Source organism: Cupriavidus taiwanensis (genome assembly GCF_900249755.1).
Classification (GTDB): Bacteria; Pseudomonadota; Gammaproteobacteria; order Burkholderiales; family Burkholderiaceae; genus Cupriavidus; species Cupriavidus taiwanensis_D.
Window position 1 is genome coordinate 3,191,062 of record NZ_LT976853.1, and the last position, 16,388, is coordinate 3,207,449.

Annotated in this window: 14 protein-coding genes; 7 read left to right on the top strand and 7 right to left on the bottom strand. The window is 67.6% G+C overall.

Annotation, left to right across the window (positions count from 1 at the left end; all coding sequences use genetic code 11):
• Positions 1 to 8 precede the first annotated feature (8 nt).
• The 6 genes from pilB (at position 9) to CBM2594_RS14645 (ending at position 5,860) form a co-directional block, all read left to right on the top strand.
• Positions 9 to 1,733, top strand: a complete 1,725-nt coding sequence (gene pilB / locus CBM2594_RS14620; protein WP_116357457.1) for a type IV-A pilus assembly ATPase PilB — start codon at positions 9 to 11, stop codon at positions 1,731 to 1,733.
• A 65-nt stretch (positions 1,734 to 1,798) separates the two neighbouring features.
• A complete protein-coding gene (locus CBM2594_RS14625; RefSeq protein ID WP_116357458.1) occupies positions 1,799 to 3,070 on the top strand; it encodes a type II secretion system F family protein in 1,272 nt (423 codons plus the stop codon).
• A 3-nt stretch (positions 3,071 to 3,073) separates the two neighbouring features.
• On the top strand, positions 3,074 to 3,985 hold the full coding sequence (locus CBM2594_RS14630) for a prepilin peptidase (RefSeq protein ID WP_116357459.1): 912 nt from the start codon (positions 3,074 to 3,076) through the stop codon (positions 3,983 to 3,985).
• 74 nt (positions 3,986 to 4,059) lie between these two features.
• The gene (gene coaE / locus CBM2594_RS14635; RefSeq protein WP_116357460.1) at positions 4,060 to 4,686 is read left to right on the top strand and encodes a dephospho-CoA kinase; all 627 of its coding nucleotides are present in this window, start codon (positions 4,060 to 4,062) and stop codon (positions 4,684 to 4,686) included.
• Positions 4,687 to 4,895: 209 nt separating this feature from the next.
• Positions 4,896 to 5,654, top strand: a complete 759-nt coding sequence (gene zapD / locus CBM2594_RS14640; protein ID WP_116357461.1) for a cell division protein ZapD — start codon at positions 4,896 to 4,898, stop codon at positions 5,652 to 5,654.
• 17 nt (positions 5,655 to 5,671) lie between these two features.
• Positions 5,672 to 5,860 carry a DNA gyrase inhibitor YacG gene (locus tag CBM2594_RS14645; RefSeq protein WP_116357462.1) on the top strand — a complete coding sequence of 63 codons (189 nt, stop codon included), beginning with the start codon at positions 5,672 to 5,674 and terminating at the stop codon, positions 5,858 to 5,860.
• A gap of 27 nt (positions 5,861 to 5,887) precedes the next feature.
• Here the strand turns inward: CBM2594_RS14645 and CBM2594_RS14650 are convergent, their stop codons facing one another.
• The 5 genes from CBM2594_RS14650 to secA form a co-directional block, all read right to left on the bottom strand.
• Complete coding sequence (locus CBM2594_RS14650; RefSeq protein ID WP_116357463.1) at positions 5,888 to 7,927, bottom strand: OPT family oligopeptide transporter; 2,040 nt, start codon at positions 7,925 to 7,927, stop codon at positions 5,888 to 5,890.
• Positions 7,928 to 8,020: 93 nt separating this feature from the next.
• The gene (locus CBM2594_RS14655) at positions 8,021 to 8,467 is read right to left on the bottom strand and encodes an NUDIX domain-containing protein (RefSeq protein ID WP_116357464.1); all 447 of its coding nucleotides are present in this window, start codon (positions 8,465 to 8,467) and stop codon (positions 8,021 to 8,023) included.
• The gene (locus CBM2594_RS14660) at positions 8,464 to 9,378 is read right to left on the bottom strand and encodes an ATP-binding protein (protein WP_116357465.1); all 915 of its coding nucleotides are present in this window, start codon (positions 9,376 to 9,378) and stop codon (positions 8,464 to 8,466) included. The genes CBM2594_RS14655 and CBM2594_RS14660 overlap by 4 nt, the downstream gene beginning before the upstream one ends.
• Before the next feature lie 174 nt (positions 9,379 to 9,552).
• Positions 9,553 to 10,779: a bifunctional glutamate N-acetyltransferase/amino-acid acetyltransferase ArgJ gene (gene argJ / locus CBM2594_RS14665; RefSeq protein ID WP_116357466.1), complete on the bottom strand. Its 1,227-nt coding sequence runs from the start codon at positions 10,777 to 10,779 to the stop codon at positions 9,553 to 9,555.
• A gap of 141 nt (positions 10,780 to 10,920) precedes the next feature.
• Positions 10,921 to 13,698: a preprotein translocase subunit SecA gene (gene secA, locus CBM2594_RS14670; RefSeq protein ID WP_116357467.1), complete on the bottom strand. Its 2,778-nt coding sequence runs from the start codon at positions 13,696 to 13,698 to the stop codon at positions 10,921 to 10,923.
• 281 nt (positions 13,699 to 13,979) lie between these two features.
• Between secA and CBM2594_RS14675 the strand changes: the two genes are divergently transcribed.
• Positions 13,980 to 14,483: a DciA family protein gene (locus CBM2594_RS14675; RefSeq protein ID WP_116357468.1), complete on the top strand. Its 504-nt coding sequence runs from the start codon at positions 13,980 to 13,982 to the stop codon at positions 14,481 to 14,483.
• Between the two features lie 67 nt (positions 14,484 to 14,550).
• On the opposite strand, the gene lpxC is transcribed toward CBM2594_RS14675, so the two are convergent.
• Positions 14,551 to 15,468, bottom strand: coding sequence for a UDP-3-O-acyl-N-acetylglucosamine deacetylase (lpxC, locus tag CBM2594_RS14680; protein WP_012353947.1), 918 nt, complete (start codon positions 15,466 to 15,468; stop codon positions 14,551 to 14,553).
• Positions 15,469 to 15,621: 153 nt separating this feature from the next.
• A complete protein-coding gene (locus CBM2594_RS14685; RefSeq protein WP_116357469.1) occupies positions 15,622 to 16,128 on the bottom strand; it encodes a peroxiredoxin in 507 nt (168 codons plus the stop codon).
• Between the last annotated feature and the right edge of the window lie 260 nt (positions 16,129 to 16,388).

The window sequence follows — 16,388 nt, forward strand, 5'->3', positions numbered from 1 at the left end:
CACCTGCCATGACACTCGGACTTGCCCTGGCCCAGAGCCGGCGTATCGCGCCCGCCCTGCTTGCTCAGCTGGAGCAGGCCGCGCGTGAAAAGCAATCGCAGCTGATCGACGAGATCGTCGGCAGCGGCACCATGAGCGCGCACGACCTGGCGCTGTTCGCCGCGGACAAGTACCAGCTGCCGCTGCTCGACCTGGCCCAGTACAACCTGGCCAAGGTGCCGCCGGCGCTGGCCGGCAACCGTGAATTCCATGCCCACCGGCTGCTGCCGCTGGGCCGGCGCGAGAACCGGCTGGTGCTGGCGACTTCCGATCCGTCCAACCAGGCCGGCCTGGACGCGATCCGCGACAAGTACAAGCTGCCGGTCGAAGCGGTGGTGGTCGAGCACGACAAGCTGATGAAGCATGTGCGCGCCGCCGGCGAGGCGCTGGGCACGCTGAAGAACATCTCGCCGGTGCAGGCCGAGCGCAAGCTGATCGAATACGATCCGGTGGCCGCCGCCGGCAACCAGCGCAACCGCACCACGGCCGACAATATCGACGACGCCCCGGTGGTGCGCTTCCTGCAGAAGCTGCTGACCGAGGCCTTCCACCGCGGCGCCTCGGACCTGCACTTCGAGCCGTTCGAAACCTTCTACCGCATCCGCTTCCGCGTCGACGGCGTGCTGCAGGAAGTCGCGCGCCCGCCGCTGGATATCCGCGACAAGATCGCGACCCGCATCAAGGTGCTGTCGCGCCTGGATATTTCTGAAAAGCGCGTGCCGCAGGACGGCCGCATGAAGCTGCTGATCGCGCTGCCCAAGGACAAGGATGCCAAGGAAACCGTCGAGAAGGCGGTGGACTTCCGCGTGTCAACGCTGCCCACGCTGTTCGGCGAGAAGATCGTGATGCGGATCCTGGAATCGTCGTCCGACAAGCTCGACATCGACCAGCTCGGCTACGAGCCGGAGCAGAAGGCGCTGCTGCTGGACGTGATCAAGCGCCCCTACGGCATGGTGCTGGTGACCGGCCCCACCGGCAGCGGCAAGACCGTCTCGCTGTACACCTTCCTGAACCTGCTGAACCAGGGCGACATCAATATCTCCACGGCCGAGGACCCGGCTGAAATCCAGCTGCCGGGGATCAACCAGGTCAATGTCAACGACAAGGCCGGGCTGACCTTCGCCGCTGCGCTGCGGTCGTTCCTGCGCCAGGATCCGGACATCATCATGGTCGGTGAGATCCGCGACCTGGAAACCGCCGACATTTCCATCAAGGCCGCGCAGACCGGCCACCTGGTGTTGTCGACGCTGCACACCAACGACGCGCCGACCACGCTGACCCGCCTGATGAACATGGGCGTGGCCCCGTTCAATATTGCGTCGAGCGTGCTGATGATCACAGCGCAGCGGCTGGCGCGGCGGCTGTGCACCTGCAAGCGCCAGGGCGAGATCCCGCGCGAGGCCTTGCTGGAAGCGGGCTTCCGCGAGCGCGACCTGGACGGCAGCTGGCAGCCCTGGCATCCGGTCGGCTGCGAGCGCTGCAACGGCAGTGGCTACAAGGGCCGCTGCGGCATCTACCAGGTAATGCCGATCACCGAGGCCATGCAGGAGATCATCCTGGCGCATGGCACCGCGCTGCAGATTGCCGAGCAGGCGCGCAAGGACGGCGTGCTATCGTTGCGCGAAGCGGGGCTGCTGAAGGTCAGGCAGGGCGTCACGTCACTCGAAGAAGTGCTGGCGACCACGAACACGTAGGGAAGCAGGACACAACGTAAAGACAAGACGCACCACAAGCGTCATTTACATCGGGGGTCAATACCATGGCGACGCGCGCACCAGCAGCGGGCGCCCGGACGGCGGCACCGTCACGGGCCAAATCAGGGAAGGGACGCAAGGCCCCCACCCAGTACATCTTCGAGTGGGAAGGCAAGGACCGCAAGGGCAAGACCTTCACCGGCGAGTTGCGCGCCGAGAACCAGGCCGAGGTCACCGCGACCCTGCGCAAGCAGGGCCTGACCATCGTCAGGCTGAAGAAGCGCAAGGCCGCGCGCGGGCGCAAGATCACCGAGAAGGACATCGCCTACTTCACGAGGCAGCTGTCGACCATGCTCAAGGCCGGCATCCCGCTGCTGCAGTCGATCGACATCATCGCGCGCGGGCACGTGAACCCCAACTTCACCCAGCTGCTGTCCGACATCCGCTTCGACATCGAGGCCGGCAGCAGCATGGCCGCGGCGTTCCGGCGCCATCCGAAGTACTTCGATACGCTGTACTGCAACCTGATCGATGCCGGCGAACAGGGCGGCATCCTCGATTCGCTGCTGGAGCGCCTGTCGCTCTACATGGAGAAGACCATCGCGCTGAAGGGGCAGATCAAGTCCGCGATGATCTACCCGATCGCCGTGCTGACCGTCGCCTTTGCCGTCACGGTGATCCTGATGCTGTTCGTGATCCCGGCGTTCAAGGGCGTGTTCTCCAGCTTCGGCGCCAACCTGCCGGCACCGACGCTGCTGGTAATCGCGATCTCGGACTTCTTTGTCCAGTACTGGTACCTGGTGATCGGCGCGCCGGTGGCCGGCATCAGCTTCTACCTGCGCGCGCTGAAGAAATCCGAAAAGGTGCAGCGCGCCACCGACCGCGCGCTGCTGAAGCTGCCGATCTTCGGCAGCCTGTTCCGCAAAGCCGTGATCGCGCGCTGGACCCGCACGCTGGCGACGATGTTCGCGGCCGGCACGCCGCTGGTGGAATCGATGGAGTCGGTGGCGGGCGCGGCCGGCAACTGGGTCTACTACGACGCCACCCGCGAGATCGAGCAATCGGTGCGCATCGGCACCAGCCTGACCAACGCGATGCAGGCGACCCATGTGTTCGACAACATGGTGCTGCAGATGACGCAGATCGGCGAAGAATCCGGCGCGCTGGACAACATGCTGCTGAAGGTTGCGGAATTCTACGAGCGCGAGGTCGACGATGCCGTCGCCGCCATCTCCAGCCTGATCGAGCCGCTGATCATCGTGGTGCTGGGCGTGCTGATCGGCGGCATGGTGGTGGCGATGTACCTGCCGATCTTCAAGCTGGGACAGGTGGTGTAAGCGATGCAGTTTGCGTGGTCCGCATCTCCCTATCCAGCTGGAGCCGCAACCGGAACCGCCCCGCTGCTGCACGCACTGACGGCGCTGCCGCCCGTGTTCCTGGTGGCGGCCGCCGCGCTGCTGGGGCTGGTGGTCGGCAGTTTCCTCAACGTGGTGATCCACCGCGTGCCGCGCATGATGGAGCGCGACGAGGCCAACTATATCGCCGAGCTGCGCGGCGACCCGCTGCCCTACCCCGGCCGCTACAACCTGATGGTGCCGCGCTCGGCCTGCCCGCATTGCGGCCATGCCATCGCCCCGTGGGAAAACGTGCCGGTGCTGAGCTACCTGTTGCTGCGCGGCCGCTGCTCGGCGTGCAAGGCGCCGATCAGCGTGCGTTATCCGCTGGTGGAACTGGCCTGCGCCGTGCTGAGCGCGCTGGTGGCATGGCGCTTCGGCCCGGGCGCGCAGGCGCTGGCCGCGCTGGTGCTGGTGTGGGGACTGCTGGCGCTGACCATGATCGATGCCGATACGCAGTTGCTGCCCGACCAGATCACGCTGCCGCTACTGTGGATCGGGCTGCTGCTGAACGTCGCCGGCCTGTTCGTGGCGCTGCCCGACGCGGTGATCGGCGCCGCCGCCGGCTACCTGGTGCTGTGGCTTGCCTACTGGCTGTTCCGGCTGCTGCGCGGCAAGGAAGGCATGGGCTTTGGCGACTTCAAGCTGATGGCGGCGCTCGGTGCCTGGTTCGGCTGGCAGGCGCTGCCGGCGCTGGTGCTGCTGTCGTCGGTGGCCGGGGTGGTGTTCGGGCTGGTCAATATCGCGCTGCGCCGCCAGCAGCGCGACACGCCGTTCCCGTTCGGGCCCTTCATTGCGCTGGCTGGCGTGGTGGTGCTGCTGTTCGGACCCGGGGTGCTGCCGCTGTTTGCCTGGTAAGGGTCGCGCGGCCCGCATCGGACCGCGGCCGAAGCTGGTATCGTTGCGGCAACGACGGCTGACACAAACCTCACATGCTGGAAATCGGACTGACCGGCGGCATCGGCAGCGGCAAGACTCGCGTGGCCGACATGTTCGCCGCGCGCGGCGCCGCGATCATCGACACCGACCTGCTTGCGCACGAGATCACCGCCCCGGGCGGGCGCGCCATCCCGGCGCTGGTCGAGGCCTTCGGTCCCGCCTGCCTGCGCCCGGACGGTGCCATGGACCGTGACGCGATGCGCGCGCTGGTGTTTGCCGACGCCGCCGCAAAGGCGCGGCTCGAAGCCATCACGCATCCGCTGATCCGTGCGCTGACCACCGAACGCGCGCAGTCGATCCGTGATGCCGGCGCGCATCCCTACCTGATCTACGTGGTGCCGCTGCTGGTGGAATCGGGCTCGTGGCGCGAGCGCGTGGGCCGCGTGCTGGTGGTCGACTGCAGCGAAGCCACGCAGGTGGCGCGCGTGATGTCGCGCAACGGCTTCAGCCGCGAACAGGTGCTGGCGATCATGGCCAGGCAGGCGACGCGCGCCGCGCGCCTGGCATGTGCCGACGACGTCATCGACAACGACGGGCCGGTGCAGGCGCTGGTGGCGCAGGTCGACCGGCTCGACCGCTACTACCGTGAACTGTCGGGCGCGGGCACGGTCCATTCATGACGCGCCGGGCCGGCGCTCTGGCGCATTGCATCATGCGCGCGACATTGTCCTCGGACCTTGTCTCGCATAGAATGCGCTGGAACATGCCGGGAAATCGCCGCATAGTGCCGCTATCCCACACGCATAGATCGCCCTTTCCGGTATTTCCCGGGCCTCATTCTGCACCGGGCCGCCCCTGAAGCGCCCGACGCCCTGCACGGACACAGCACTTGATTCTGTACGAATACCCTTTCAACGAACGCATCAGGACACTCCTGCGCCTGGAGGACCTGTTCGATCGGCTGGAATACTTCCTCGGCCAGGATCATGCCCAGCAGCATCATGTCGCGCTGACCACGCTGTTCGAGATCATCGACGTCGCCGGCCGCGCCGACCTGAAGACCGACCTGATCAAGGAACTGGAGCGCCAGCGCCAGGCGCTGGCGCCGCTGCGCGCCAACCCGCAGATCGACCAGGACGCGCTCGACTCGGTGATCGGCGAGATCGAGCAGGGCATCGCGCTGCTCAACCAGACTGTCGGCAAGGCCGGCCAGCTGCTGACCGACAACGAGTGGCTGACCAGCATCCGCAGCCGCGCGATCATTCCTGGCGGCACCTGCGAGTTCGACCTGCCCGCCTACTATGCATGGCAGCACCGTCCCGCCGAGGACCGCCGCGCCGATATCCTGAAATGGGCGCGTCCGCTGGTATCGCTGCGCATGGGCACCACCATCGTGCTGCGGCTGCTGCGCGAAGCCGGCCAGAGCGGCAAGGTGATCGCCACCGGCGGCAGCTACCAGCAGATGCTGTCGGGCCGCAGCTACCAGCTGATGCAGGTGTACCTGGACGATTCGCTGCTGGCCTTCATCCCCGAGATGAGCGCCAACAAGTACATGCTGTGGGTGCGCTTCACGCAGCAGGACGGCGACCTGCGCCCGCGCTCGGTCGATGCCGATATCCCGTTCCTGCTGAAACTCTGCAATTTCTGAAGCCTGCGCTGAACGCCATGCCTGCTGTCGTCAAATGCCCCACCTGCGGCACCGAGGTGGCCTGGGTGCCCGACAACAAATTCCGCCCGTTCTGTTCCGAACGCTGCAAGCAGATCGATCTTGGCGCCTGGGCGTCGGAGAAATACGTGATCGGCGGCAAGCCGGGCGAGACCTCCGCCGACCAGTCAGAAGACGAGGACGACTGAAGGCGCGCGACTGACGCGCCCTCGCCCTCAGTGCGCCGCCGCCAGCACGCGGCGGTAAAAGCCCACGCACACCAGCACGAACACCGCCAGGCCCAGCCACTGCGCGGTGGCTTCAAACCCGCCCCCCACCAGCGCCAGCGGCGCATCGCTGCCCGACAGGCCGATCACCGCGGCCAGCATCACGCCGACCAGGCTTTCGCCGACGATCAGCCCGGATGCCAGCAGCGTGCCGCGCCGCTCGGCATGCTCCAGCGCCAGCTTCACATCGTCGCCGCGCGCGCTGGCGCGGCGGCGCTCGGCGCGCAGCAACAGCCACGACAGCACCGCCCCCACCACCAGCGCCGAGCTGATCGTCGGCGGCAGGTAGATGCCGATGCCCACCGCCAGCACCGGCAGGCGCGCCGCGCCGCCACGGCGGCGCAGCATCTCGTCGATGGCGATCAGCACCACGCCCAGCCCGATGCCGATCAGGATCATGGTCCAGTTGAGCTGGTGGGTGAAGATGCCGGTGGCGATGGCGGTCATCAGCGTCGCCTGCGGCGCGGCCAGCGCCTGGTTCGGGTCCATGCCCGCACGCGGCAGCGCGCCGGCGAAGCCGTAGGCGCTGTAGAGCAGCTCCAGCACCGGCGGGATCACCGCGGCGCCCACCACGCAGCCGATCAGCAGCGCCACCTGCTGGCGCCACGGCGTGGCGCCCACCAGCCAGCCGGTCTTCAGGTCCTGCAGGTTGTCATTGGCGATCGAGGCTACCGCCACCACCGCCGAGGTGGTGAAGATCGCCAGCGCGATCGCAAACTTGCCGCCCTCGGGCGTGGCCAGCAGCCCGTCGGCCTGCCCCGCCAGCAGGATCAGCAGCGACACCAGGATCACCGCGATGATGCCGATGCCCGAAATCGGGCTGGCCGACGAGCCCACCAGTCCGGCCATGTAGCCGCACGCCGCCGCCACCAGGAAACCGAAGATGAAGGCGAACACCACCGCGTAGACCACCAGGCGCCAGCGCGCGCCGCCATCGAGCGGCGCCGGCGCGAGGAACCAGGCGAACACCGTCACCAGCACCGCCAGCAGCGCCAGCATCACCAGGCCGATCCACTTCGCCGGCATGTCCTGCTGCGTGCGCGGCACGCTGCCCTGCCCCGCCGGACCTGCCTGCAGCGCGCCGAACGAGGCGCGGATGCCGTAAAGCATCGGCTTCGCCAGCGACAGCAGCGTCCAGATCGCGGCAATGCCGATGGTGCCGGCGCCGATAAAGCGCGCCTGCTGGCTCCATACCATGGTGCCGAACGCCGACAGCGTGGCGCCGTCCGGGCGCGGCGTGACGGCGGTCAGCCACGGCACCGCGACGCCCCAGGTCAGCACCAGCCCGAGCAGCATCGCCAGCCCGCCGACGATGCCGACCAGGTAGCCCGCTCCCACCAGCGCCAGCGAGAAGCCCATCGACAGCCGCACCACCGAGGCGCCCGCCGACAGCCAGAAGTTGGCGCCCTCGGCCAGCACGCGCAGCCCGCTCGCGGCAAAGCTGAACAGCCCCGCGACCAGGCCCCCGGCCATCAGGTCGGCCAGGCCGGTCGCCTGCGGCTTCTGGCCCGGTGCGGCTTCAGCCGGCGCGGCGCTGCCCACGCGCAGGATTTCCGCCGCGGCCACGCCCTCCGGGTAGGGCAGCTCGCTCTGCACCACCATGGCATGGCGCAGCGGGATGCTGAACACCACGCCCAGCATGCCGCCGGCCGCGCAGATCGCCAGCGTCTGCCAGAACGGGAAGCCCTGCCAGTGGCCCAGCATCACCAGGCCCGGCAGGATAAAGATGATCGACGACAGGGTGCCCGCGGCCGAGGCCTGCGTCTGCACCATGTTGTTTTCCAGGATGTTGGCGCCGGGAAAGAGCCGCAGCACGGCCATCGAGATCACGGCCGCCGGGATCGCCGACGAGAAGGTCAGGCCGACCTTCAGGCCCAGGTAGATGTTCGACGCGGTGAACACGACCGTGATCAGCGCACCGAGGATGATGCCGCGCAGGGTCAGTTCAGGCAGGGTAACGTCGTCGGCGATACGATCGGCACGTAGCATGCAGGTTCCTTTCCTGTGGATCCGGGCCGGCCGGGCCCCGGGCGGCGCACAAGCGGGCGCCGCGGCCGCTTGTCAGTGGCGCGGACGGCAGGGTCAGCCGTTGCGCGTTTCCTCGGCCAGCCACGCCACCACGGGAATGGTGGCCGGCAGCAGCGGCCCCACCGTCACCGGCGTGCCCTGCCACGAGAACGCCTGGCCTTCGCGGCCGACGGGCTCGCCCTGCCAGTCCGTGACCTTGCAGAAATGCAGCCGCACATAGGCGTGCGGGTAGTCATGTTCCAGGATGTGCCAGCGCTCGCATTGCGTGACATCAAGGCCCAGCTCTTCGTGCAGCTCGCGCGCCAGCGCCGCCTCGACCGACTCGCCCGGTTCCAGCTTGCCGCCGGGGAATTCCCAGTAGCCCTCGTAGGGCTTGCCGGCCGGGCGCTGCGCCAGCAGGAAGCGGCCGTCGGGCTGCACCAGCACGCCGACCGCGACCTCGGTGACCTTGCGCGGCGGGTTGCCGCCTGCGGGTGCGGGGCTCTGCGTGGACGCGCTCATGCCTTGGCCCCGCCCGGCACGTTGGGCACGTCGGGCAGGTACGGCTTGCCGTGCTTGCCGCCCCAGTCGCGCGCGAACTGCCAGGCCACGCGGCCCGAGCGCGAGCCGCGCTCCAGCGCCCACACCAGCGCGTCGCCGCGCGCGGCGGCGATGTCCTCGTCGGTGCAGCCGAAATGCCGCAGCCAGTGGCCGACGATGGTCAGGTACTCGTCCTGCTTGGGCGGGTAGAACGACAGCCACAGCCCGAAGCGCTCCGACAGCGAGATCTTCTCTTCCACCACTTCGCCGGGATGGATCTCGCCGTCGTCGGTGTGGCGGTAGCTCTCGTTGTCCTTCATGTACTCCGGCAGCAGGTGCCGGCGGTTGGAGGTGGCGTAGATCAGCACGTTGTCCGACTGCGCCGCGACCGAGCCGTCCAGCGCCGACTTGAGCGACTTGTAGCCCGATTCGCCTTCCTCGAACGACAGGTCGTCGCAGAAGATCACGAAGCGCTCGGGCCGCTGCGAGACCAGTTCGACGATATCGCCGAGGTCGCCCAGGTCGTCCTTGTCGACCTCGACCAGCCGCAGCCCGTCCTGGACGAAGGCATTGAGGCAGGCCTTGATCAGCGACGACTTGCCGGTGCCGCGCGCGCCGGTCAGCAGCACGTTGTTGGCCGGCAGCCGGTTCACGAACTGGCGCGTATTGCCGACGATGGCGTCCTTCTGGCGCTCGATGTTCTTCAGGTCGTCCAGGTGGATCGGCGGCAGCTGGCGTACCGGCTGCAGGTAGCCGATATTGCCGAACAGGCTCTGGCGCTTGCGCCAGCGGAACGCGACCGCCTCCTGCCAGTCCGCATCGCTCAGTTGCGGCGGCAGCCATTGTTCGAGTCGGGCGAGGAAGTTGTCGAGGCGGGCGGCGAGGTCAGACATGGCAGCGGGGCGTCAGGGAATGAATGGTGCCGATGGTTTTTGCTTTCTCTCCCCGATGGGAAAGTCCTGGGGAGAGGGGTGGCTTGGCGAGGTATCGCGCTAGTGGATACGCCGGCCCTCTCCCCCGGCCCCTCTCCCGCAAGCGGGAGAGGGGAGCAAAGCAAGCGGCGGGGCTCAGGAGCGGTAGTCGGCGTTGATCGACACGTAGTCGTGCGACAGGTCGCAGGTCCATACGGTGGCTTCGGCATTGCCGCGGCCGAGCGCGATGCGAACGGTGATCTCGGCCTGCTTCATCACGCGCTGGCCGTCTTCCTCGCGGTAGGCGGGGTTGCGGCCGCCGTCGCGGGCGACCCAGACATCGTCCAGCCACAGGTTGACGCGGTTGACATCCAGATCGTCCACGCCGGCGTAGCCCACCGCGGCCAGGATGCGGCCCAGGTTGGGGTCCGAGGCATAGAACGCGGTCTTGACCAGCGGTGAATGCGCCACCGCATAGGCGATCTGGCGGCACTCGGCCACGTTCTTGCCGCCTTCGACGCGGATGGTCATCAGCTTGGTCGCGCCTTCGCCATCGCGCACGATCATCTGCGCCAGCTCTTGCGCCAGGCCCGTCACGGCATCGCGCAGCGCTTCAAACGCCGCGCCTTCGGCACGGTCGACCGCCGCGCCCGACTTGCCCGAGGCGATCAGCACGAACGAATCGTTGGTCGAGGTATCGCCGTCGATGGTGATGCTGTTGAAGGAGTGGTCGGCGGCGTGCGTCACCAGCGCCTGCAGCACGGGCTGCGCCACGGCGGCATCCATGGCGATGAAGCCGAGCATGGTCGCCATATTGGGGCGGATCATGCCGGCGCCCTTGCTGATGCCCGACAGCGTCACGGTCTTGCCGTCGACCTGCACCGTGCGCGATGCGACCTTGGGCTGCGTGTCGGTGGTCATGATCGCTTCCGCGGCGGCCAGCCAGTTGTCGGCGCTGGCGTTGGCGACGGCGGCGGGCAGCCCGGCCAGCAGGCGCTCCATCGGCAGTTGCTCGAGAATCACGCCGGTCGAGAACGGCAGCACCTGCGCGGCATCGATGCCCAGCTGCGCGGCCAGCGCGTCGCAGGTGGCGCGGGCGTTGGCCAGGCCCTGCTCGCCGGTGCCGGCGTTGGCATTGCCGGTGTTGACCACCAGCGCGCGGATGCCCTTTCCGGCGGCCAGATGCTCGCGGCAGACCTGCACCGGCGCGGCGCAGAAGCGGTTGCTGGTGAAGACGCCGGCCACCGTGCTGCCTTCGGCCACGCGCACCACCAGCACGTCCTTGCGGTTGGGCTTGCGGATGCCGGCCTCGGCCCAGCCCAGCTCCACGCCGGCGACGGGTTTCAGGTTCTCTGCCTGCGGCAGCGGAAGATTGACGGGCATGTAGGACTCCTCGATGTTCCTGCTAGCGACTTGCTTGTCTCAGACGAACATGCCCGCGAAGGGCGGGCATGTGCGATTCCTGTTGCGCCGCTCCGGTGCTTCGCGGAGCGGCGTCATACCGGGTGCCCGGCCTGGCTCAGTTCAGCTGAGCTTGCCGTGGCACTGCTTGAACTTCTTGCCCGAGCCGCACGGGCACGGGTCGTTGCGGCCGACCTTGGGCATGCCCGCGAGCGCCAGCTCGGCGGCGGCCACGGCGGTGCCGGTGCGCGGCGACGGCGCCTGCTCGACCGGCTCGCGGCCTTCGGCGAACTCGTCGTGCTTGTACTGCACGTTCTCCAGGTGCGACAGGCCTTCCTCGATCTGCTCGGACGCCTGCTCCAACTCTTCCGGCGACTGGATCTGCACGTTGAAGGTCACGCGCGTGACTTCGTTCTTGATCACGTCGAGCAGGCGCGCGAACAGCTCGAACGACTCGCGCTTGTACTCCTGCTTGGGGTCCTTCTGCGCGTAGCCGCGCAGGTGGATGCCCTGGCGCAGGTGGTCCAGCGCGGCCAGGTGCTCGCGCCAGTGCGTGTCGATGCTCTGCAGCATGACCGAGCGCTCGAAGCCGGCGAACGACTCGCGGCCGACCATGGCGACCTTGCTGTCGTAGCGCTCGGCCGCGGCCTTCATGATCAGGTTGAGCAGCTCCTCGTCCTCGATGCTCTGCGCGCCCTCGATGGTCTGCGCCAGCGGCACTTCCAGGCCCCAGTCCTCGCGCAGGCGCGTTTCCAGGCCGGCGATGTTCCACTGCTCTTCCATGGTGTCGGCCGGCACGTGGTCGCGGAACAGCTCGATCAGCACGCCCTCGCGCAGGTTGGTGACCATCTCGCCGACGTCATTGGCCTCGAGCACGTCGTTGCGCAGCTTGTAGATTTCCTTGCGCTGGTCGTTGGCGACGTCGTCGTACTGCAGCAGCTGCTTGCGGATGTCGAAGTTGCGGCCTTCCACCTTGCGCTGCGCCGATTCGATCGAGCGCGTGACGATGCCGGCCTCGATCGGCTCGCCCTCGGGCATCTTCAGGCGTTCCATGATGGCGCGCACGCGGTCGCCGGCGAAGATGCGCAGCAGCTGGTCGTCCAGCGACAGGTAGAAGCGCGACGAGCCCGGGTCGCCCTGGCGCCCGGCACGGCCGCGCAGCTGGTTGTCGATGCGGCGCGATTCATGGCGCTCGGTGCCGACGATATGCAGGCCGCCGGCGGCCTTGACCTGCTCGTGCAGCGACTGCCATTCATCCTTGAGCTGCTGGATGCGCGCGGCCTTGTCAGAGTCGGCCAGGCTGGGGTCGGCCTCGATGAAGCCGGCCTGCTTCTCCACATTGCCGCCCAGCACGATGTCGGTGCCGCGGCCCGCCATGTTGGTGGCGATGGTGATCATCTTGGGGCGGCCGGCCTGGGCCACGATCTCGGCTTCGCGCTCGTGCTGCTTGGCGTTGAGCACCTGGTGCGGCAGCTGCTCGCGGTCGAGCAGGCCCGACAGGTATTCCGAGGTCTCGATCGAGGTGGTGCCCACCAGCACCGGCTGGCCGCGCTCGTAGCAGTCGCGGATATCGCGCACCACGGCGTCGTAGCGCTCCTTGCCGGTCTTGTAGATCTGGTCCTGCAGGTCCTTGCGCTGGGTCGGGCGGTTGGTCGGGATCACCACCACTTCCAGGCCGTAGATCTCCTGGAATTCATAGGCTTCCGTGTCGGCCGTGCCGGTCATGCCGGCCAGCTTGTTGTACATGCGGAAGTAGTTCTGGAAGGTGATGGTCGCCAGCGTCTGGTTCTCTTGCTGGACGGTGACGCCTTCCTTGGCCTCGACGGCCTGGTGCAGGCCGTCGGACCAGCGGCGGCCGGTCATCAGGCGGCCGGTGAATTCGTCGACGATCACGACTTCGTCGTTCTGCACCACGTAGTGCTGGTCGCGGTGGAACAGGCTGTGCGCGCGCAGGGCGGCGTACAGGTGGTGCATCAGCGTGATGTTCTGCGGCGCGTACAGCGATTCGCCCTCGCCGATCAGGCCCAGCTGCGACAGGATCTCTTCGGCCTTCTCGTGGCCGGCCTCGGTCAGGTAGACCTGGTGGCCCTTCTCGTCGACATAGTAGTCGCCCGGCTTCTCGACGCCGGTGCCGTCGGCCTTTTCTTCGCCGATCTGGCGCTCGAGCAGCTTGGGAATGCCGTTCATGCGCTGGTACAGGTCGGTCTGGTTCTCGGCCTGGCCGGAGATGATCAGCGGGGTGCGGGCCTCGTCGATCAGGATCGAGTCCACCTCGTCGACGATGGCGTAGTTCAGCTCGCGCTGCACGCGCTGCGACGGGTCGTAGACCATGTTGTCGCGCAGGTAGTCGAAGCCGAACTCGTTGTTGGTGCCGTAGGTGATGTCGGAGTTGTACGCCGCCTGCTTGGCGTCGTGCGGCATCTGCGACAGGTTCACGCCCACCGACAGGCCCAGGAAGTTGTACAGCCGGCCCATCCACTCGGCATCGCGCTGCGCCAGGTAGTCGTTGACGGTCACCACGTGCACGCCCTTGCCGGTGATGGCGTTCAGGTACACGGCCAGCGTCGCGGTCAGCGTCTTGCCTTCGCCGGTGCGCATTTCGGCGATCTTGTTGTCGTTCAGCACCATGCCGCCGATCAGCTGCACGTCGAAGTGGCGCATCTTCATGACGCGCTTGCTGGCCTCGCGGCACACGGCGAAAGCCTCGGGCAGCAGCGCCTCGAGCGATTCGCCACCGGCGTGGCGCTGCCGGAAGGCTTCGGTCATGCCGCGCAGCTCGTCGTCGGAGAGCTGCTCGTACTTCGGCTCCAGCGCATTGATCTGCGCCACCGTGCGGCGGTATTGCTTGATCAGCCGCTCATTGCGGCTGCCGAAGACTTTCTTGAGAAGGCCCGTGATCATCGATTGCTTTCACCTGCGCGGAACCGGGCGGCATCCCCAGCAAAGACGGGCTGCTCCGGCGGCCGGGCGCGGTAATGGATAGATTGGCGCAAAACGCCGAGTTTATCATGTGCCGGGGTCACGGCCGGGGTCGCGGCCGGGGTCGCGGCCGATGGCGCGCAGCGCTGGCGCGGGTCCTGCCGCAAGCGGTCCGGGATGGCCGTGCCGGCTTCCATCCGGACGCCGCCGTTTTCCGGCCGGACTGCCCGCGTGCATGCGCCGCCCCTTGCTAGAATGCAGGCATGCGCCGCTTCACCCATCCCGCCCTGCAGACCCCCGCCGCCAAGCCGCTCAACGACTGGCTGGCCAAGGCCGGCCCGGTTTCGGGGCTGCTGCAGACGGCGCGCCAGCTGTCGGTGCTGGAAGCCGAAGTGCTGGCGCTGCTGCCCGCCGGCATGCGCGCGGGCCTGGCCGTGGCCGGCATCAAGCGCGATCCGTCCGACCCCAACGGCCAGGTGCTGCTGTTGCTGGCCGCGCATGGCGCGGCCGCGGCGCGGGTGCGGCAGATCGTGCCCACGCTGCTCGGCCGCCTGCATCAGCGCGGCTCGCCGGTCACGTCGATCCGCGTGCGGGTGCAGCCCGAGGTGCAGCGCCATTCGGATTGGGAGGTGGAGCCGGTGGCACGCCCGCGCACCAGCGGCCGCATGACGCCCACCGGGCTGGCCAATCTCGACCAGCTTGCGCGCAGCCTGCCGGATTCGCCGCTGCGTGACGCGCTCAATACGCTGCTGGCCCACCACCGCTGAGCGTCGACCCGCGCCCAAAACAAAAAAGCCGACCTGCATGGGTCGGCTTTTTTCCAGGCGGGCTGGCTCAGGCGAAGGCCGGCTGGGCCTGCGGCAGGAACGCCGCCGGGGCTTCCTCGACGCGGTCGAAGGTGACCAGCTCGTAGGCCTCCTGGTCGGCCAGCAGCGCGCGCAGCAGCTGGTTGTTCAGGCCGTGGCCGGACTTGTTGGCCACATAGGCGCCGATCAGCGGATGGCCCACCACATACAGGTCGCCGATCGCATCGAGGATCTTGTGGCGCACGAACTCGTCGCCGTAGCGCAGTTCCTCGTTGTTCAGCATGCGGTGCTCGTCCAGCACGATCGCGTTGTCCAGGCTGCCGCCGCGCGCCAGGCCCATCTCGCGCAGGGCCTCGACCTCGTGAGCGAAGCCGAAGGTGCGGGCGCGGGCGATCTCGCGCACATAGCTGGTGTCGGCGAAGTCGATCGAGAAGGTCTGGCCGGTCTTGTCGACCGCCGGATGGCGGAAGTCGATGGTGAACGACAGCTTGAAGCCGAAGAACGGCTCGAGCCGCGCCAGCTTGTCGCCCTCGCGCACTTCCACCGGCTTCTTGACGCGGATAAAGGTCTTGGGCGCGTTCTGCTCTTCGATGCCGGCCGACTGCAGCAGGAACACGAAGGACGCCGCGCTGCCGTCCATGATCGGGATTTCCTCGGCGTCGACGTCGACATAGAGGTTGTCGATGCCCAGGCCGGCGCACGCGGACATCAGGTGCTCGACGGTGGAGACGCGCGCGCCATCCTTCTGCAGCACCGACGCCAGGCGCGTATCGCCGATGGCCGACGCGGCCACGGGAATCTCGACGGCCTCGGGCAGGTCGACGCGGGTAAAGACGATGCCGGTACCCGCCGGCGCCGGACGCAGCGTCAGCGTGACCTTGCGGCCGGAGTGCAGGCCGATGCCAACGGTCTTTACCAGGGATTTGATGGTGCGCTGTTTGAGCATGACAGCCTCAACAATTATTAAAATCTATCGTGTTATCTTTTTGATTAAGGGATTTTACCACCACATCCGAGGCGCTGCAGCCGGGTTTTGTTTCCGGCTGTTAACACTCCCTTCACAAGTTACGTATTATCCACGTTTACCCGGATGACTGTGTCAGCCACGCAACGCCGCCAGCACGGCCTCGGCGCTGCTGACGCGGAATTCGCCCGGCGCCTCGACGTCGAGCCGGGTCACCACGCCATCGTCAATCACCATGGCGAAACGTTTGGCGCGCACGCCCATGCCGCGCGCGCTCAGGTCCTGGTCCAGGCCCAGCGCGCGGATCCATTCGGCGCTGCCGTCGGCCATCATGCGCACCTTGCCGGACACCTGCTGCTCGCGCCCCCACGCGCCCATCACGAACGCATCGTTGACCGAGACGCACCAGACCTCGTCCACGCACGCGTCGCGCAGCGCCGCGGCGTGCTGCACGAAGCCCGGCACATGCCTGGCCGAACACGTCGGCGTGAACGCGCCGGGCAGCCCGAACACCACGATCTTGCGGCCGCGGACCAGGTCCGCCACCTTGAAGGCATTGGGGCCGAGCGCGCAGCCGTTGCTTTCGGTCTCGAAGAATTCCTGCAGCGTGGCGTCCGGGACGCGGGAACCGACAGTGATCATGGCTTTCTGTTTTCCTTGGGTGTCTGAACGGGTCTATGAAGGATAGGACGGATGCGGGGCCCATGGTGGCGCACTGCCGTGGCGCGCTGCCGCAGGGCAACCTAACGATCATAGGCGCCCCGCCTGCGCTGCCAAAGCCGGATCACATCCGGTGACATTCGGACGGATTCCGATACACCTTGCGACGCGGGCGTCCGGCGAAACCATGCTACGGGCTCGCGCCAGCGCAACTTACAAAGACGTCCGCGCGACGCACCTTT